The organism is Myroides oncorhynchi (assembly GCF_020905415.1).
Classification (GTDB): Bacteria; Bacteroidota; Bacteroidia; order Flavobacteriales; family Flavobacteriaceae; genus Flavobacterium; species Flavobacterium oncorhynchi_A.
Map to the genome: position 1 here is coordinate 1902807 of NZ_JAJJMP010000001.1, position 18378 is coordinate 1921184.

Consider the following 18378-nt stretch of genomic DNA (forward strand, 5'->3'; position numbering starts at 1 on the left):
CTTAATAGGAACTAGTCATTGCTTAAATTCGTTGTCATATCTGATAGTTTTGTTATATTTCTTCTTCTAAATCAAAATTAAGAACTTTATAGTTTGGTTTTTTAAAGTATGGATAATTTATATTTAGAAATTTTTGATTATGTCCCTCATCAATTATTAAAGTATAAGTTTCGTCTACAAATGTATTTTCAAGAATGTCTTTAAAAGTTTTTAATGTGTATATTCTATATTCATTATTATACATTATAAATGTAGGTGTGTTGATAATAAATATTCCCTCTAATGAAAAGGTGTCAATTTCTAAATCTTTGTTCTTAGTAAGAACTTGGAAATGTTCTTGAACATCTTGAATTTTTAATGATAAATAATCTAATTTTCTTCTAATGGTTTTGTTATAGGACTTTTTATTAGTTTCGAAATATGCATAGTCATTCTTGAAATTATTCATGTCGAAGCGAGCGATTTGATGCTTACTATCTGCAATGAAAATTTTTTCATTGTGAATGAAAAGGAAATCTATTTCTCCGCAATTTTCGTTGTGAATATTGATGTTTTGTCCATTCCATTTTTTTAAATGAGTAACGTTTCTATCAAATATTATATTATTCTCGATTAATAGTTTTTCTGCCTCATCTTCTAGAATTTTATCATTATACATAACTTTATTTTTTATAAATTCTTTGAAACAAGAATTTGCCCATTCAATAGGATATTTATTCCAACCAAATGCATTTGTAGTAAGAGAATTAATGCTTTCTATAAAAGAACAATCACCTACAAATGTCAAATCTTTTCCGTCTACATTCCAGATTAAAAATGGACGGTATAGATACTTATTTATATTATGTGGTTTATATACAGATTCTTCTAAAGACATTTTGTTTTCTTTTGAAAGTGTTAGCCCTTTAAAAAAAGTATAAGCTTTATCGTATGAAGTTCCATACAAATGATTTAGGTTTGTTGGATAAATAAACCATTCATCTAACGTAAATTTACCGCTTTCGAAATGTTGATGAATAGCTTGTATTGTTCCAATTGCTGCGTCATATTCTACACCTAAACAGTCCTTTAAAGCTGTCTTAAAGTCTTCAAAATCATTTTCTCCCGTAACAATCATGTTTATATGATTGTTGAAAGAATTCATTAATTCTGTAATCAAAAAACCATAGTGATGTTTGTGATCAAAATAAAATTGATTTTCGGGAGTAAATTTTAGGTCTACACAATCTTCGATTAAATGTTGTTCTGCTAATAAATTTGAACAAGAAAAAATAAAATCTCCTAAATAAAGTAATTCATCAATTATATCTTCTTTTTCCTTTAAGTAATCTTTTGAACTTGGATTGCCAGAAACTAATTTAAAATCACAAGCTTGTTCTAAACATAATTTTAAAATCCTTCGATATACAGCAAATGTCTTATTGTCTAATTCTTTTATAGGTGATACGTTAGGATTTTCTTGTTGAAAAAGGCATGAGAATTCATGTAATAAAAATAATCCTTGATAGAATGTTAATTCATCTTCCTTTTGTAGGACTTCGATAAATTTTTGTTGATACCAATTAAGAGTAAAAAATAAGATTTTGTTAATTTGACCTTCGTCAAAAGGACCTCTTCCATAATCTGTTAATAATTTTTCTGAAATTATTGGACGATATTTTTCGATGGTATTTTTTTTATACCATGCAATTAATCTTCTCTCTGGTGTAACATATATGGGCATAAGTTTGTTTTAATTTTGCAGATAACGTGCTTGGGTTTTGCAATGTGGCAGGAATTGAAAGTAAAAGTTTCAATTTAGTGAAATTTTGAATTTATTATAACTTTCTACTTTTTTCTTTTCAAAGAATTCGAGAAGTTTTTTTCTGATTTTATTTTCTGTACTTTGATTTTTATATTCACGACCAAGAATTAATTCAATTGACATTTGAAAATCTGCATTTTCGTCTTTTGATTTTACATAATCCGGAAATCCAAGAGTTACAACCACACTTCCTTCTATGCCATTAAAAGATAGTGCATATCTAAATTTAACAGCTCCGAAAATTAGTTTTGGATAATATTCTTCCTTGTAGATAAGTACATGATTTTGTAACTCTTTCCCGTTAAGTTTTAAATTATCTATTTCATCTAAAAACAATTTTACATCTTTATGAGATTCAATATCTTCATCAAGATATAAGTCTATATCTGTAATCGATTTGAAATCAAGATAAATGGTGAAATTACTAGTTAATGAGTAAAAAAACTTTATTCTTGAAGAGTTGTCAAAATGATTAAATTTTACAGAAATAATATCGTCATTTGATTTAATGATTGACTTTGTGAACATTTGCTCTTTTAAAGCACTTAATATTATGTTATTTACTTCAAATGTTTCTTTAGATGTTGAGTCTTGCTGTACCGAAATTTGTATATCGTTATCAGACGTTTTTTTTAATGTAACTGCGCCTTTGTGATATGTTTTGTTATTCGTCCAATCACTTAAAACATTTTCTCTCTCAATTTGATATTCAAAAATTGCTGTAAATTCATCTTCGAAATAAAAATTAGGATTACCAACTACAGAATAATTAGGTTTATATGTATGGCGATCTTTTATTAATGAATTAATATCGATATTATTTCCTATTACTTCTTGAAAGTCGAAATCAATTTTACAATTAATGGATGAAGTTCTATATTTTACAGTTTCTTCTTTAGTTTTTTGAGTTTCATACAATTCTAAAAAGTCTTTTGGACTAATGATACTTTTCATTATTAAAGGAACAGAGTTGTTTTTCTGATTCTGTCCTAAGAAAATACCTTTTTCCCTTAGTAATGAATTTATGTTTGCATTTGTTATATTTGATTTAACAAGTAATTGTCTAATAGCGTCGCCTTGAGGAAGTATATCTTTATTCATATTCTTAATTTCTAAAGTCAGATGGGAATTTTCTTACTAATAAATTTTCATCTAAAGTGTATGTTGGAAAATTTGATAAAGTTTGTTTAATTGAATTGTCGTTTATTAAATAATCATACGTCTTAAAATATAAAACAGTTCTATCTGTAGAATTAAGATGATCAAAAGTTTTTGCAAATATTAGAATTTGAGAAAATTGTTCTTCAGAATAATCATCATTAATGAAAATTCTGAATTCAATGTCTTTTCCATTTTGAATTCTTAAAGGAATAATATCTGAATATAGATAGTGCAAAGGAAACGTTTTTCCGAATGAATATTCATGTATTGATGCGAAGTTTAATCCAGAATTATGGTATACAAAATCAACATTTGAAACACCAAAATTTTCTTTAGTTCTAAAAATACTTTCGTATAAAAAGTTAACTCTATTATTATCTAAAAGTAATATTTTGTCAAAAACTAAATCGTTATCAATTTGAACTTTCGATACAACAGCTGATAAATCATAGTTTATTGGACTTTTATTTGATAACCAAACCAAGATACCAAAAATGTCGGTTTTATTAACTCCAGTAAAACTTTGGTTTAGGTTGCTTTTCTCTTTGGAATAATTAAAACATTCCAATGTGTAAGCTAAATCTTTAATATGAGATTTAAAAAGAGTAGAAGGATATTTAGGATATTCATCAGCTACATATTTTGAAGAAATAACACCAATATCTAAAGTGTAATCTTCTAACGGAGATTTATAAGTAACTAATCCATCAATTCCATGTGTTGTTTTATTGTTTTTTGCAGAAGCGTCTTTATGCTTTGTTCCTTTATTGCAATTTATTGAGTTATTCTCTTGAAGTGAATTGTAATTTAGTATTTCTTCAAATATAAATTTTACAATTTTTTCTCCTTTTTCTCCAATTGATTTAGACCATTCTCCCATAAGTTTTTAGTAAAGTTTTGTTTGATGTAATTGTCTATGACATTATTTCTTTACGAAACAAAACACGATGTAGTTTCGTAAAATAACACCTATATGCATATTTCGGATAACACGCTGTTAATATACTTAGTTTTTTGTAAATTAAATACTTAATAGGCTAATTTATTACGGTTAGCGAAACTATCCAAATAAAAGATATCTTTTTAAAATATGGGTAGCGAAATAGTTATCAAGTCAAACATATTAAAATTTTTTATAATTCTATTACGGAAATCCGTAAACTCCTCAATATTTTGAGTCTATCTACTATTTCGACTAAAAACTATCGACTTCGGAGTAGTTTTCCAGCTCTCTGCAAGAGCAAGTAGTTTTGAAAGCTCGAATCTCAATTTCGAGTGCCTCAAAACATAACTTGCTGTGATCTTTTCGATAACTTTATCGATTTATTTACAATATGTTTTTTATAATGTAAATGCTATTCATAAGCATATTTGTTAAGGCCAACTAGAGTCTTAAAAGACGTGCTTTTAATAATGAATTTAAATCTCTGGTTGTCTGTCTAAGCAATCAATGTATTGGTAAGACAAACGTAAAATCGTAGCTATGACTGTACAGAGCTCCCATATATCATCTTATAAAAACAAACATTAAATATTAAAATGTAATATGATTATTTATAGGACATTTTAAGTAATTTAGCGAAATAAACTTATAATAAGATATTTAGTTAAAAGTGTTCGGTATATAAAAATATTCTATGGATTTCAAACTATTAATTTCAATTTACGCAGCTATAATCTCAACAGTAGTATTCGCTTGGAGATTATATGAGTTTTATTACGATCGTGTTGGAAAATTAAAAGTATCTATGACGACTACTTCTCGCACATTTGTATTTGGTAATGGAATGTTAGGCAAAACAGAATTATTTTTAGAAGTTTGCGTTGTTAATATTGGAAAAAATAAAAGATTTATTGAACAACCAAGTTTTCAAAGTAATGAAAATTTTGAGGGTAAAAAATATCTTAACCTTCTTCGAACTGATGTTATAAAAAAATTCCCTATCTGTTTGGAACCTGGGGAAAAGTTTGTGTATGATTTACCGTATGATGATTTAGAGAAAGAGTTAAAAAAGGCTGGTGTTTCAAAATTAAGAGGTCGAGTTTATGACACACATAGAAAGGTTTATCGCTCAAAATGGTTTAAGTTATAAAAGTGAATCTATTGGTTCCCTTAAAATAGATAATTCTACAAATTAAGTTAAGAAATATTTTTCTATTGTCTTATAAAAGAGATTTTTTGAAGTTATTAACCGCAATGAACTAACGTCCTTAATTATCGAGATGTGTCTTTGTCCTTACAAATTGGAAATTTGCATCGGAACAAAGACCATTCGTTTTTCTCCCGAAGGTCGCAAAATTGGTAAGATGATTATTTAAGATAATGTATTAAGCAAAAAAAGGTAGAATACCATCCATTGTAATTCTACCTTTTTTTATAGTTTATATCCAATGATAGGATTTGCCTTTTCTGTTTTGATAACAAAGCATATCTTCTTTTCTAAGCTCTGGAAAAAACGCAATAGCTCTTTCAATAGCATAATTCGGTAAGAATTTAATCTCCTTGCATATTGTAAGAAGAACTTTTTCTCTGCCGTATAGTCGAATGATTTCATCTACCTCACTCTGATCTCCACGTTCAATTACACGTGCTATAATGGGAATATAAGCTTTCTGATAATCAAGATTATTTATATCAGTATCCCAAAATAATTGAGTTCCTAAAGTTGAAATATCTGTTAATTGCTTCTTTTTTGTCATACTTTAAATATACTGATTTAAAGTGAATTAATGTATGAAAAAAAGCCTAATCGAAAGATTAAGCTTTTATAATATCTTAGAGTAATGTTATTTTTTATCTTCTATTATCTTCTCTAATTTTTCAATCATTTCTTTTTGTTGTTGCAACATACGCTCATATAATTCTATCATTTTATCAATAGGATTGAAATTTGGCTGATAATTAAAAAAAGAAGGTTGTTGACAATTTTCAAATGAGACAGAATTAGATATCATATTAATCGCTTGCTGTTCATCAAAATTCTCAAATGCTTCAACAGGTATGTTAAGTACCTTAGAAATCTGTTGTAGTAGAGAATTATCAATTACCTCTTTCTGTTCTAAAACAGATATCTTCTTTTGATTCCAATCTTCTCCTAAGTCAAAAGCAAGAACTTCTTGTTTGATTCCAAGCATTTCTCTAAAACGCTTTATGTTTCTTCCTTGATGTATTTTATGTTCCATAATTGATTAGCAGAATTAAGAAGGCTCAAAAGAAAGCCAAAGATTAAAAAAGATTGAAAGGTAAAGTTATAAAATATCCTGTAAGAATAGAAATTTAATTCGAATTGTTGTTGAAATCATGATACAGTATAACACCAAGTACAACCAATGATTGCCAAAGAATCTTACTGAGATAATACACTGGCTATTTTTCAGTAAAAGGCTATATTATGACAACAAAACTAGAAATTCCAAAAATTCCAATAGAAGAGGGTAGGACTTACTTTAAGAAAGAGGGAATAGATTTAACAGAAGAAGAAACAGCTATTGTATTGGATTTTATGTACACAATAACACACTTTGTTTTTAAGGAATACTTTGATATAGAGTGAGTTATTTGTATATTTATACACTCCCAACCAAATAATTGTGTTAAATTAAATAATCAACCTATGAAAATAGCAGATTTGTATATCCGTGTTTCAACGGATGAGCAAGCTGATAAAGGTTATTCACTAAGAGATCAAGAAGAGCGATTGCGACGCTTTTGCCAATCAAACGATATTCAAGTAGGCAAAGTTATCTTAGAGGATCATTCAGCGAAAAGTTTTAATCGTCCATCTTGGATTACATTAATGAAAAACTTGCGTAAACGAACTAATCAAACCAACTTATTGTTATTTACTAAGTGGGATCGGTTTAGTCGTAACGCTGGCGATGCGTATCAAATGCTTAGTGAACTAACAAAATTAGGTGTAGAATTACAAGCTATTGAACAACCTTTAGATTTATCTATTCCTGAAAACAAGATTATGCTTGCAATATATTTAGCGGCTCCAGAGGTAGAGAATGACCGTAGAGCACTTAATGTATACCATGGTATGAGACGAGCTAAGAGGGAAGGAAGGTTGATGGGAAAAGCACCTTTTGGATATATAAACAGGAGTAAAGAGGATGGAACAAAGTATATCGCTATAAAGGAATTGGAAGCTAAAGCATTAGTTTGGGCTTTTGAAGAAATCGCCAAGGGGCTATTAGCAGCTAATCAGATACGCTTAGAGATGAATAAGTTTAGTCCTCGTAGCCTTAGTAAGAGTGCTTTTCACGTAGCGATTCGCAATCCTTTATATTGTGGAAAAATATTTATACCTAAACACAAGGATGAAGAGGCTCACTTTGTCGATGGACTACACGAAGCATTAATCACAACAGAATTGTTTGATAAAGTTCAAGAGGTGTTAGATGGAAAAGTAAGAAAGGAACTACCAAATACAAAAGTACTATCAGATGCAAATTTACCACTAAGAGGCTTTTTAGTTTGCCCTAAGTGTAGTAGAAACCTAACAGGTAGTTTATCAAAGGGTAGAAACAATAGTTATTATTACTATCACTGTATAGGTTCTTGTGGATTTAGACATAGTGCAAGCAAAGCAAACTTACTATTTGAAGAGGGATTAAATCAATTACAATTAAACGAAGCATTTTTAACCCGTTTAAAGAAACATTTGTTAGATACCTATAACAAGATGCTAAAGAATCCAATTGATAAAAAGAAAACACTATTAAACGAGATAGAAAGACTAAACGCTCAGCTTAGTACAGCAAGGACAAAATTATTAAGTGGAACACTTGATGATGATGATTATCTTGAAATCAAAAAATTGAATAAAGCAGAACTTGAATTGTTAGAAACACAATTAATGAAGGAGAATAGCAAAGTAAAGATTGATATTAATAAAATATTGAACAAAGCAATAGAAGTAGTTGCAAACATTGGTACACTCTACACTCAGGCAGATATATCAATGAAAAGAAGAATAATAGGTTCAATCTTTCCTGAGAAAGTAGTTTTTGATGGAGAGGTATATCGAACCGATAGAATAAATGTTTTAATAAGGTCTATCTTATTGATAAATAATGAAATAGCTAAAAATAAAAACGGGAGAAATGAACAAAAAATTCAATTCTCCCGTTTAGTACTCGAGGCGGGACTTGAACCCGCACGGGCATTACTACCCACTGGATTTTAAGTCCAGCGTGTCTACCACTTCCACCACTCGAGCGTCTTGATGTAGACCTCAATACTACTTCTGTATTGCGAGTGCAAATATAGGCGATATATTTTATTCTACAATAACTAAATCTTGTTTTTTGACTTAAAAAAGCAACTTGATTTATTATATGTTGATTAATAGAGAGTTATTAAGTGTCTTTTTTAGCAATTATCTAATAAATATTTATCTACATTTCTTAAATACAGTTTTATGTAACGATATAATGGGTGTTTACATTATAACAGCTATGTTTATTAAACTATCTGCATTAGTTAATTCTTTTTTTGAGTTAGTTGTTCGAATAAAGCTAATGCCTCTGCATCCCAATCCTTGGTTACTGTAGCGTAGTCGTCTTCTGTTCCATAGATAGTGTACATCACATAATCCCAGCAGTATTCTTCCATTTCGGCTATTTCCTCTTCATCACCATAATCTTCTTTATCCTCATCCGTGAAATAATAGTCAGCAAAGTTCTCTTTACTTTCTAGTAATAACTTCAGGTTTTCTATAGAAGTGAAGTAAGGTGTATATGCTGCTAGATGAGGTTGTTCTTGCATAGATTGAGTTCCTTGAATAAAGACTTTTATACTATCCGCATCTATACCATATTTCTCTAGGAAAGGCAGTGTGAAGTGCTGATGGGTACTTTGGTGTTCGTCATCCACAGTGCGATAGTATTTGATTAGTATATCAAAGTAACGTCTGTCATATAGTGCTAATGACATAACTGCAAAAGTAGAAGGCATCATAGTAAATTCCTCATCTATATTCTCGTACCATTTCCATTTAATCATTACTGTATTAATGTAGTTAATCATTAAAGGATGAAGTGATTCATACTGTATTGCTGTGGCGAATAAATAGTGTTGACCACATATAGGGAGGTTTTCTATACCTAAGTCTTTTAGATTAGGTCCTATAAATTCGATAGCAAAGCTCTTAGGGAAGTCATGTTTGAATAACGTATTGATTAGCGTTAATACTTTTCTGTAAGTATCTTCTTTATCATCTTGCACCTCTATTGTGATGACAGCAGTTACATCATTTGCAAAGAAAGTTATTTGATTATCTTGGTAATGTGTTATTTCTTCCGATATAGTACAAGTTCCTTTTTCATATAGTTCTTGTACTCTTTTAGAGCCAAGTTTCTCTGCTAATTTAAAATATTCATCAGCAGTAACAATTGCATGGCTATCATCATACTTAATGTGTCCAATAGCTAAATAGCATAATACACGTAGAAGTTCGTCTTCATATAGAGAAAGAGTAGGGGGATTCGTTGTAGAGGGGTCTATCGCCAGCCTACTACCGAATTTTTTAATATTAGTAAAAGTTGTGGCTATTAAATCTTTTAATCTAACACCTAAAGTATAGCTATAACTATTGAATCCACTAAGTATTCTCATTTTCTCAAAGAATGCGATATAAGTATCTTCGGTGAAAGGAGTAGTTTTAAAGAAGTAGTCTATGATCTTACTGTTCAGAAATCGTTCTCCTGTGTCTAATACATAAGGATTAGGATAGTCAGTAGCGACAGTACATTTGTCGTTATTGATTGCGTCTATAAAGCGGTCAAGTAATGCTTCATTACCTTCTATTTTTACTAAGTAGTCTAATTCTCTAGCCATATTTATAATGCTAAGTGTTATCGTGTTTTTACGGATTGAAAGATACTGTTATTTCTAGAGTCTCTAATAGAGGAGAGACAAGATTTATTTTCTGTAGTGGTGATAAGAAGAAAGAGATAAAAGCAATGTATAACCAATTACTTAGGGCTGTATAGGCTGTAACTTTAACCCAAAATAAGCGATAGTCAAATACTACGAGCTAATTCTACTTCATAAGTGAGTCCATTAAAAAAGGCTTTTTAATGGACTCACTATAGACACACGATGCTGTCAATATGCTATCATATGAAGCCAGATAGCAACTTCATAGAATGGAGGTGGTAATAAGATAGGTTTTTTAGGAATTTGGAAAAAAAATAGTTAATCCTTATGGGATAGGATCTTTGATTTCTACTAGAATAGAAATTCTTATATGAGTGCAAATTGCGATTTTTAATTGAAAGTTTAGGGAGCGATCAACTGACGTTGATCCTAGATTACGCTGTGATATGATAACAATAGAACGAGAATTTATGTCAAAAAAAAATCCTAAGCGTTAACTTAGGATTTCTCTGTACTCGAGGCGGGACTTGAACCCGCACGGGCATTACTACCCACTGGATTTTAAGTCCAGCGTGTCTACCACTTCCACCACTCGAGCGTCTTGATGTAGACCGCAATACTACTTCTGTATTGCGATGGCAAAAGTAGAGTTTATTTTTTTATCTCGCAATAGGAGTAGACTGTTTTTTTATAAAATAATTTATAGATCCTCTATCTTATTGATAAATAATGAGATAGCTAAAAATAAAAACGGGAGAAATGAACAAAAAATTCAATTCTCCCGTTTAGTACTCGAGGCGGGACTTGAACCCGCACGGGCATTACTACCCACTGGATTTTAAGTCCAGCGTGTCTACCACTTCCACCACTCGAGCTCAATTGGCATTGACCGCACACTTATCGTGGTTGCGTATGCAAATATAGCGTCTTTTTTATTTATTAGGCAAGTGTTTTGTTTGTTTATTTTGAATAAAAATGACTAGCTGTTGTTAATCAGTTTCTTAGTGTTTGTAAGACCTAGACCTATTCAGCGTTAAAGATGTCCTCTGAGGGAAAATCACCAAATATATCAAATGAAAGATCAAGAATTTCGGCATTAGAGAAGTTAGAAGAAATCTCTCCTATAGCTTTCTCAAATCTTAGTTCAGTGGTGAATCTTCTGCTGTTAGCGTATATTTTTTTATCTATGGCTAGTCTAAAGAAATGTTTGCCTGCAGGTGTTTTAAATTTGATGAAGTTTAAAGAATCGAAGTTGGTTCTGAGGAATTGAATATTTGCTTGTACAGCTTCTACACTAGGGTATTCTACACTAGTCATAAGAGTCTTACCTCTTCTGTGCTCAAAAGTGTACTTATACTTTCCGTTATCTTTTAAACTAATTACGAATGCACTCATATCATTTAAGAAACAAAAATTACACCCGAACTGCGCAATAGACATATAAGTATGTTAAACCATGTGATGTGAACACTATGTGAACCTAAAACAGATTTAAATTACGCTATATGACTAATGCGTTTTCCGAGTTAAAGAAATTTACTTGTAACAGAACTATCTAAGGGGGGATAGTTCTATAGGGGCAAAAAAAAATCCTAAGAGTTAACTTAGGATTTTCTGTACTCGAGGCGGGACTTGAACCCGCACGGGCATTACTACCCACTGGATTTTAAGTCCAGCGTGTCTACCACTTCCACCACTCGAGCATGGTATAGAGCGAAAAACGGGGTTCGAACCCGCGACCTCAACCTTGGCAAGGTTGCGCTCTACCAACTGAGCTATTTTCGCGTATGTTATAAGAACATTGCTTTACTTCCGTATTGCGAGTGCAAATATAGGATGTTTTTTCATTTCTCCAAACTCAAAAGACTAAAAAAGTAAAGATATTTTTTAACTCATTGATATACAAATAGTGAGTTTGTGTCTTTTTTTTGAATATTTTGAGGTAAATAAAAAAGAGAGACTTAATTAAGTCTCTCTTTCGTATATATCTGATTTATTTTAGTTTCTTTTTTAGTTCATTGATCTTCATTATGGCTTCTATAGGCGTAATATTATTTACATCTATGGCTAAAATATCCTCTTTTAATTCTTCTAATAGTGGGTCATCTAGATTGAAGAAGCTAAGTTGGATATCATCTTCTACTGCTTTTAGTGGTTGTTGAGGATCTTTTGAATGACCTTTTTCTAGCTGTTTTAGCATCTTCTCTGCTCTTTTTAATACAGTAGTAGGCATTCCTGCCATTTTCGCTACGTGGATACCAAAGCTGTGTGCACTACCTCCAGGTACTAGCTTACGTAAGAATAGTACATTGTCTTTAAGCTCTTTTACAGAGACATTATAGTTCTTAATGCCATCAAAGTTCTGTGACATATCATTTAATTCGTGATAGTGTGTCGCGAATAATGTCTTAGGCTTACCAGGGTGTTGATGTAGATATTCTGCTATAGCCCATGCGATAGAGATACCATCATAAGTACTTGTTCCTCTACCAATCTCATCTAGTAATACTAAACTTCTATCAGAAATATTGTTTAGGATAGAGGCTGTCTCATTCATCTCTACCATAAATGTAGATTCTCCCATAGAGATATTATCACTAGCTCCTACACGTGTGAATATTTTGTCAACTACTCCCATACGCAGTGATTTAGCTGGAACGAAGCTTCCCATTTGGGCTAATAATACGATAAGTGCTGTCTGTCTTAAGATAGCAGACTTACCAGACATATTAGGACCTGTAATCATAATGATTTGCTGATCTTTATTGTTTAGATACACATCATTTGAGATGTAAGGGGTATCATAAGCTAACTGTTTTTCGATAACAGGGTGACGACCGTCTTTGATATCTAATTCGTAAGAATCATCTAAAACAGGACGTACATAGTTATTCTCAATAGCTTGTTGGGCAAAAGAACTCAAACAATCTAACTGAGCGACTAGATTGGCGTTGAGTTGTACAGGCTTGATGTATTGTGCACACCACGCTACAAAGGCATCGTATAGTTCATTCTCTAGCTTGTATATTTTCTCCTCTGCACCAAGTATCTTGGTCTCGTATTCTTTTAGTTCCTCTGTGATGTAGCGTTCTGCATTGACTAAAGTCTGTTTGCGTATCCAGTCAGTAGGAACTTTGTTTTTATGTGTATTACGCACTTCGATATAGTATCCAAATACGTTATTAAATGAGATCTTAAGTGATGGAATACCTGTTTTTTCACTTTCTCTAAGTTCCATTGCCTCTAGTAATTCTTTACCAGAAGTAGAGATTTTGCGCAGTTCATCTAAGTCTTGGTTTACCCCTTCTGCGATAGCATTCCCTTTAGCGATAGCTACAGGAGCATTTTCACTAATCGTAGTTCTTATCTTGTCTCTCAGTAGTTCACAGCCGTGTAGTGTATTCCCCATCTGTTTTAGAGAGTCATTGCTACTCTTCTGCGCTATTTCTTTGATTGGAATAATAGCATCTAGTGAATCCTTTAGATACACTAGTTCACGTGGAGATACTTTAGCTGTTGCTATTTTAGAGATTAATCGTTCTAAGTCTGATATCTTCTTTATTTGCTGTTGGAACAGAGCTAATAACTCAGTATCCTCCTTTAAGTTCTCGACGATATTATGTCTATCGATGATCTTCTTCGTGTCTTTAAGTGGTAAGGCTAACCATCGTTTAAGTAAACGCCCTCCCATAGGAGATAATGTTTTATCTATTACGTCTAGTAGTGTAATAGCATTTAGATTAGTACTGTTATATAATTCTAGGTTTCTTATCGTGAATCGATCCATCCATACATAGGCGTCTTCAGCTATACGCTGTATAGATGAGATGTGTTCTAGTTTAGTATGTTGTGTTTCTGATAAGTAGTATAAAATAGCTCCACAGGCGATAGTCCCCTCTTCTAGATCTTCTACACCAAAACCTTTTAATGAATTTGTTTTGAAGTGATTAGTTAGAGATTCGAAAGCGAAGTCCGTCTTGAATACCCAGTCATCTAATAAGAATAGATTATAGGTAGCCCCATAGTTCTGTAAGAAATGTGTCTTGTTACTCTTCTGAACTAATACTTCACTCGGAGAGAAGTTCTGAAGTAGTTTATCGATATAATCTTGATTACCTTCTGTGGTTAAGAATTCACCGGTAGATACATCTAAGAAAGAGATACCAATGGTCTTCTTAGCGAAGTGTATTGCACATAAAAAGTTGTTAGACTTAGATTGCAGTACTTCATCATTTAATGCTACACCAGGAGTTACTAATTCTGTCACTCCTCTTTTGACAATAGTCTTGGTGGTTTTAGGGTCTTCTAACTGATCACAGATAGCTACTCTAAGTCCTGCTTTAACTAGTTTAGGTAGATACACATTAATAGAGTGATGGGGAAAACCAGCTAATTCTGTTTCACTAGGTGATCCAGCACTTCTCTTGGTTAGTGTTATTCCTAGTATTTTAGATGCTCTGACCGCGTCCTCACCGAAAGTTTCATAAAAATCCCCAACGCGAAATAATAGACAAGCATCAGGATACTTAGCCTTTATATCGTTGTATTGTTTCATTAATGGTGTTTCTTTGGGAGCTTTAGCTTTAGAGGTCATAACGTCGTTTTGTATTTCAAAATACAAATATAATCCCAAAAAGTCAGAATCACTACTATCTAGTCTCTTGGAATACCATAGTATTTCTTTAATCGGCGAATAATCATGGATGTAGAGACTGTTATGGTTAATCCAATAAGACAACCTAAAGTAACTGCTAGGCATCTAAACAATGGTGTCGCTTCTACAGAGCTAGCTGTGTGTGGCTGTACTAAGATAATTATCAGGGCAACCAAAGCTACACGTGCCATATCTAGAATTTTAAATAAATAGCAGGTCATAATAGTTAAGAAGACACCGAATAAACTAATGTAAAGATTTGATTCTGGATGTATTTCTAGACAAACTAAGCCCACTGCAGAACCTACTAAGTTAGATTTAAATCGTTCGATAGATAGTTTCTTAGAGTTTTTTCCTTCAGGAGATATAACTAGAATAATAGATATAAGCGTCCATAAAATCTCATAATTAGGATACCTCAGGAATAATAAATATCCAATGTAGAAACCGATAAAGCATCTAGTGATATATATTATTACAGGCGAGGTTATTATTTTTGTTATGAGATTACGTAGCATAAAAATAAATTGAGCTTGCAAAGGTACTAAGTCAAAATAAATTATACAATTTTAACTCAAATCTGATAGATTAAGTTTGTGAGGACTGTTTTTTGTTGTGTTTAATAGGTTTTTATGGTTGTTTTTTGTGTAATTATAGCAATAGGAGATTTATGGTGATACTATAGCGAAGAAAGTTATTGATAAAACAGATGTGAAAATAGCAATCATCGGAAACTTCTGTACTTTGTATGATTTAGAATTTAGTAAGGTGCATATAATAGTGGGAAGCAATATAACTCCTGTTAAACAAAATATCCATAAAAGTTCAAGGTAGTGAACATATTTAGGGTTTTTAATGAAGTCAGTTGTAAGTGAGCCTTGCAGGATTACCACGAAAAGGAAATTATTCAGTATCGTTAATAACGCGAGCTGATTTAGTGTTTTTTTAGTCATGGTAAAGTGTTTTATCATTACAAATTTATTGAATGCCTTTTGAATTACTTGATGAGGATAGGGGGAATTGTTCTTTTAATTTTGTAAAAAATAAAGGGTTTTGTTTGATTTATACTAGAGTTTGTTTTTTTGAACGTAAATAATTTTTATCCTTTGCTAAACGATATCCATTTGATAAATGTTACTTTTGCTAAAAATTATTAAAGCATGCGTAAATTAGCCAATAGTGAATTAGATCGTAAGAATGTAGAAGAGTTTAAGGCTTCTGAGAAGACACCAATTATTGTGATTTTGGATGATGTAAGAAGTTTACATAATATTGGTTCTGTGTTTAGAACTTGTGATGCATTTTTGGTGAAGAAAGTATATCTATGTGGTATTACTGCTACCCCTCCAAATAAGGAGATACACAAGACGGCTTTAGGAGCTACAGAGACTGTAGAGTGGGAGTATGCTAAAGATGTAGAGGAAGTAGTGAAATCACTAAAAGAAAACGGTGTATCTGTACAGTCTGTAGAGCAGGTAGAAAATAGTGTGATGCTTAATGACTTTAAGGTAACTGAAGGAGTGAACTATGCGCTAGTTTTTGGAAATGAAGTAAAGGGAGTGAATCAAGAGGTAGTTAACTTAAGTGATGGTGTGATAGAGATTCCACAGTTAGGAACTAAACACTCTTTGAATATCTCTGTAAGTGCCGGAATCGTTATTTGGGACTTGTTTCAACAGATGTAATAGTTTATCAGTGAATCTATAACAAAGAGCTACTTCTATACGAAGTAGCTTTTTTGTATAGTGTCACGTTTATATGAAAGTTTTAATTGTTGAAGTTAATTAAATATTTGTTAGAAAGAATATCTTTGGGTAAAACAGACATAACACAATGAAAATATTCGAAATAGGAGATGGGCAGACCATTATAAAAACACCAAGTCATTACTATGGAGCGTGTGAAAATGAACAAACGATACAGTTATACAAGGGAGAAAGGGATGATGAACCTGTAATCCGTATTAGGATTATCTACTTTGAACGTGTGAAAGGAGTAACACAGAAGGATATTATAACGGATTTTAAAGAGAAGGCTACTGAATATAGTACGCAGGCTGTCACGCATAGTGGTAAGAGTTATTTCTCTTATGACACAGATTCATCGGAGAACTTGTATATGCATATCTATGAAGTGATGTATGGTGAACACATTGTAGCAATATCGCTTACAGCAAATAAGGGACAAGGGGATACAGATGAAGTAAATACCTATAAGAAAGAAATAGTGGAGATGATAAAGAGTATTGATACATTAACTTCTTTAGAATTGCCATTGTTAGAGCCGAAGTATGAGGATCTCTATTACTTGACAAAAGAAGTAGCTAAAGTATTGGACTTGCCTACTGAGGAATTAGGAGGGGTATATGAAAGTGGAGAGGTAGTTCATATTTTACAAGATATATTAACGCGTAGAGATTATGAAGCTGATGACAGGGTTTATTATCAAGCCTTAGGAATGCTATTTGGTAGCTGTATAGCGTATCAATATGAGGATTTTCACTGGGTAGTAGTCAGTGATGAGTATGGTAGAGAGATGGCGCTACAGTATAGAGATTACGCAGTGCAGTGTTTTCCGATTAGTATGATCACAAAACGAATAGAAGATGGGGAAGATATAGATGTTAATTATCTAATGGAAGAAGTAACTAGTCATATCAAATCTGCTGTAGAAAGAGACAAACAGTTTAAGGTATTAGATTATAATTTTTAAACCCAGAATAAACGATAGACATATAGACGAAAAGTAATTATACAAGATAACTCTAAACTTATGAAAAAAGGATACAATAGTATGGTTTTAGAAGAAGTGAAAGAGGTATGAAGTAAAATTGCTTTGCAGTATTTGGTTAATGTTGATTCTGGGTTAAAGTACATAAAGCTATTCGAGAGGGTGGCTTTTTATGTATAACGAGATTAGTATGTTGTTGAACAGTATTTTATTAACTAATGATAAAATATTATATTTATACAGATTTATAAATCAGAATGTATGCAGTTAGTTGACTTAGGGGTGGAAAGAATAGCGATGTTAGCTCCAGATGAATTTATTCTAGAGATTCCTGATTATGATGGAGTAATGCTATGTAAAGAGGAAGAAGCATATATGCCTTATATCTATATTTTCACAGGGAAGGTGATACCTGAACAGGAGTTTAGCTTTGAGACAGAGTTGGATTTATTGAAAAGGGAAGCGAGTGACTATAATACCTTTGTAGAGGAGGTAGTAGATAAGTGTTATTTTAAACACATATATGATATTGAGGATATGTATATACACGAGTATATTATTCTATTTACAAATGTACAGTTTACATTACAGTTGGTTTTTAGTTTAGAGCAAGAGGGTACGGAGTTAGAAAAGTCATACGTAGAGGAAGTAGAGAAGATGATAGAGACTATTGGATTTATGTTTGAGACGCACCACGAGTGTTTAGTTATCACAGCTGAGGAGGAGAGGTATATAGAAGAAAGTATTTGTGATATACTTGGCACAGATAGAGTAGGCGTACAGGTATGTCTACAATCAGGTAAAGCACTAGATGTGTTACAATGGTTATTTGATGAAGAGTGCTTTAATCCAAGGGATAAAGAGTATATAGCCAAGTTAGGATTGATGCTAGGAACGTTATTACAATATTACTATTTAGACTTTAACTGGGTTGCTGTAGAAGAAGAGGGAGAACGAGAGTTAGCAATGCGATATAAAGATACAGAAGAAGTAGTGTTTCCTATTAGCTTAGTGTCTTCTCGTGTTGAGACAGGCGAGGCGATACGTATTCCGCGTATGCTTGAGAATTTGTTTTTTACGGTTGAAGAGAGGCATAAGGAGAGGGGGGTGAATTAAAAAGAGATGGAGTTATATATAGCAATG

At 32.0% G+C, this 18378-nt stretch carries 14 protein-coding genes, 5 tRNA genes and 1 pseudogene; 6 read left to right on the forward strand and 14 right to left on the reverse strand.

Annotated elements, in window-relative coordinates; all coding sequences use genetic code 11:
* Positions 1–52: 52 nt before the first annotated feature.
* The 3 genes from LNQ81_RS08405 to gapS4a all read right to left on the reverse strand — a co-directional run bounded on the left by LNQ81_RS08405 (position 53) and on the right by gapS4a (position 3845).
* On the reverse strand, positions 53–1723 hold the full coding sequence (locus LNQ81_RS08405; protein WP_229945869.1) for a hypothetical protein: 1671 nt from the start codon (positions 1721–1723) through the stop codon (positions 53–55).
* A 69-nt stretch (positions 1724–1792) separates the two neighbouring features.
* Positions 1793–2905 (reverse strand): GapS4b family protein, encoded by a 1113-nt coding sequence (gapS4b, locus tag LNQ81_RS08410; protein ID WP_229945870.1) that lies wholly within the window; start codon positions 2903–2905, stop codon positions 1793–1795.
* A 4-nt stretch (positions 2906–2909) separates the two neighbouring features.
* Complete coding sequence (gapS4a, locus tag LNQ81_RS08415) at positions 2910–3845, reverse strand: GapS4a family protein (protein WP_229945872.1); 936 nt, start codon at positions 3843–3845, stop codon at positions 2910–2912.
* A gap of 757 nt (positions 3846–4602) precedes the next feature.
* On the opposite strand from gapS4a, the gene LNQ81_RS08420 reads away from it, so the two are divergent.
* Positions 4603–5058, forward strand: coding sequence for a hypothetical protein (locus tag LNQ81_RS08420; protein ID WP_229945874.1), 456 nt, complete (start codon positions 4603–4605; stop codon positions 5056–5058).
* A gap of 289 nt (positions 5059–5347) precedes the next feature.
* Here the strand turns inward: LNQ81_RS08420 and LNQ81_RS08425 are convergent, their stop codons facing one another.
* Positions 5348–5665: a DUF6922 domain-containing protein gene (locus LNQ81_RS08425; protein ID WP_229945875.1), complete on the reverse strand. Its 318-nt coding sequence runs from the start codon at positions 5663–5665 to the stop codon at positions 5348–5350.
* A gap of 87 nt (positions 5666–5752) precedes the next feature.
* On the reverse strand, positions 5753–6148 hold the full coding sequence (locus LNQ81_RS08430; protein ID WP_229945877.1) for a helix-turn-helix domain-containing protein: 396 nt from the start codon (positions 6146–6148) through the stop codon (positions 5753–5755).
* A 209-nt stretch (positions 6149–6357) separates the two neighbouring features.
* Here LNQ81_RS08430 and LNQ81_RS08435 point away from each other — a divergent pair, with 209 nt between their 5' ends.
* Both LNQ81_RS08435 and LNQ81_RS08440 read left to right on the forward strand, forming a co-directional pair.
* Positions 6358–6519, forward strand: a complete 162-nt coding sequence (locus LNQ81_RS08435) for a hypothetical protein (RefSeq protein WP_229945879.1) — start codon at positions 6358–6360, stop codon at positions 6517–6519.
* A 60-nt stretch (positions 6520–6579) separates the two neighbouring features.
* A pseudogene (locus tag LNQ81_RS08440) lies at positions 6580–7362 on the forward strand (recombinase family protein); the annotation flags it as partial.
* 742 nt (positions 7363–8104) lie between these two features.
* Here LNQ81_RS08440 and LNQ81_RS08445 read toward each other — a convergent pair.
* The 9 genes from LNQ81_RS08445 to LNQ81_RS08485 all read right to left on the reverse strand — a co-directional run bounded on the left by LNQ81_RS08445 (position 8105) and on the right by LNQ81_RS08485 (position 15023).
* Positions 8105–8190 (reverse strand) — tRNA-Leu (locus tag LNQ81_RS08445).
* A 263-nt stretch (positions 8191–8453) separates the two neighbouring features.
* The gene (locus LNQ81_RS08450; protein WP_229945880.1) at positions 8454–9809 is read right to left on the reverse strand and encodes a DUF6138 family protein; all 1356 of its coding nucleotides are present in this window, start codon (positions 9807–9809) and stop codon (positions 8454–8456) included.
* A 554-nt stretch (positions 9810–10363) separates the two neighbouring features.
* Positions 10364–10449 (reverse strand) — tRNA-Leu (locus LNQ81_RS08455).
* Between the two features lie 191 nt (positions 10450–10640).
* Positions 10641–10726: transfer RNA gene (locus LNQ81_RS08460), tRNA-Leu, on the reverse strand.
* A 148-nt stretch (positions 10727–10874) separates the two neighbouring features.
* The gene (locus LNQ81_RS08465) at positions 10875–11246 is read right to left on the reverse strand and encodes a hypothetical protein (protein WP_229945882.1); all 372 of its coding nucleotides are present in this window, start codon (positions 11244–11246) and stop codon (positions 10875–10877) included.
* 222 nt (positions 11247–11468) lie between these two features.
* A tRNA-Leu gene (locus tag LNQ81_RS08470) sits at positions 11469–11554 on the reverse strand.
* Between the two features lie 9 nt (positions 11555–11563).
* Positions 11564–11636, reverse strand: a tRNA-Gly gene (locus tag LNQ81_RS08475).
* A 208-nt stretch (positions 11637–11844) separates the two neighbouring features.
* Positions 11845–14445: a DNA mismatch repair protein MutS gene (mutS, locus tag LNQ81_RS08480; RefSeq protein ID WP_229945884.1), complete on the reverse strand. Its 2601-nt coding sequence runs from the start codon at positions 14443–14445 to the stop codon at positions 11845–11847.
* 59 nt (positions 14446–14504) lie between these two features.
* Positions 14505–15023 carry an FUSC family protein gene (locus tag LNQ81_RS08485; RefSeq protein ID WP_229945886.1) on the reverse strand — a complete coding sequence of 173 codons (519 nt, stop codon included), beginning with the start codon at positions 15021–15023 and terminating at the stop codon, positions 14505–14507.
* 642 nt (positions 15024–15665) lie between these two features.
* Between LNQ81_RS08485 and LNQ81_RS08490 the strand changes: the two genes are divergently transcribed.
* The 3 genes from LNQ81_RS08490 to LNQ81_RS08500 all read left to right on the forward strand — a co-directional run bounded on the left by LNQ81_RS08490 (position 15666) and on the right by LNQ81_RS08500 (position 18351).
* The gene (locus tag LNQ81_RS08490; protein ID WP_229945887.1) at positions 15666–16190 is read left to right on the forward strand and encodes an RNA methyltransferase; all 525 of its coding nucleotides are present in this window, start codon (positions 15666–15668) and stop codon (positions 16188–16190) included.
* 148 nt (positions 16191–16338) lie between these two features.
* Positions 16339–17217: a DUF3806 domain-containing protein gene (locus LNQ81_RS08495; protein ID WP_229945889.1), complete on the forward strand. Its 879-nt coding sequence runs from the start codon at positions 16339–16341 to the stop codon at positions 17215–17217.
* 279 nt (positions 17218–17496) lie between these two features.
* The gene (locus LNQ81_RS08500; protein ID WP_229945890.1) at positions 17497–18351 is read left to right on the forward strand and encodes a DUF3806 domain-containing protein; all 855 of its coding nucleotides are present in this window, start codon (positions 17497–17499) and stop codon (positions 18349–18351) included.
* Positions 18352–18378: the final 27 nt, after the last annotated feature.

Excerpts from the sequence above, each read along its gene's own strand:
- LNQ81_RS08435 (WP_229945879.1), top strand. The coding sequence starts at position 6,358 with ATGACAACAAAACTAGAAATTCCAAAAATTCCAATAGAAGAGGGTAGG.
- LNQ81_RS08430 (WP_229945877.1), bottom strand. The coding sequence starts at position 6,148 with ATGGAACATAAAATACATCAAGGAAGAAACATAAAGCGTTTTAGAGAA.
- LNQ81_RS08495 (WP_229945889.1), top strand. The coding sequence starts at position 16,339 with ATGAAAATATTCGAAATAGGAGATGGGCAGACCATTATAAAAACACCA.
- LNQ81_RS08450 (WP_229945880.1), bottom strand. The coding sequence starts at position 9,809 with ATGGCTAGAGAATTAGACTACTTAGTAAAAATAGAAGGTAATGAAGCA.
- LNQ81_RS08405 (WP_229945869.1), bottom strand. The coding sequence starts at position 1,723 with ATGCCCATATATGTTACACCAGAGAGAAGATTAATTGCATGGTATAAA.
- LNQ81_RS08425 (WP_229945875.1), bottom strand. The coding sequence starts at position 5,665 with ATGACAAAAAAGAAGCAATTAACAGATATTTCAACTTTAGGAACTCAA.
- gapS4b (WP_229945870.1), bottom strand. The coding sequence starts at position 2,905 with ATGAATAAAGATATACTTCCTCAAGGCGACGCTATTAGACAATTACTT.
- LNQ81_RS08500 (WP_229945890.1), top strand. The coding sequence starts at position 17,497 with ATGCAGTTAGTTGACTTAGGGGTGGAAAGAATAGCGATGTTAGCTCCA.
- LNQ81_RS08420 (WP_229945874.1), top strand. The coding sequence starts at position 4,603 with ATGGATTTCAAACTATTAATTTCAATTTACGCAGCTATAATCTCAACA.
- mutS (WP_229945884.1), bottom strand. The coding sequence starts at position 14,445 with ATGACCTCTAAAGCTAAAGCTCCCAAAGAAACACCATTAATGAAACAA.
- LNQ81_RS08465 (WP_229945882.1), bottom strand. The coding sequence starts at position 11,246 with ATGAGTGCATTCGTAATTAGTTTAAAAGATAACGGAAAGTATAAGTAC.
- LNQ81_RS08490 (WP_229945887.1), top strand. The coding sequence starts at position 15,666 with ATGCGTAAATTAGCCAATAGTGAATTAGATCGTAAGAATGTAGAAGAG.
- LNQ81_RS08485 (WP_229945886.1), bottom strand. The coding sequence starts at position 15,023 with ATGCTACGTAATCTCATAACAAAAATAATAACCTCGCCTGTAATAATA.
- gapS4a (WP_229945872.1), bottom strand. The coding sequence starts at position 3,845 with ATGGGAGAATGGTCTAAATCAATTGGAGAAAAAGGAGAAAAAATTGTA.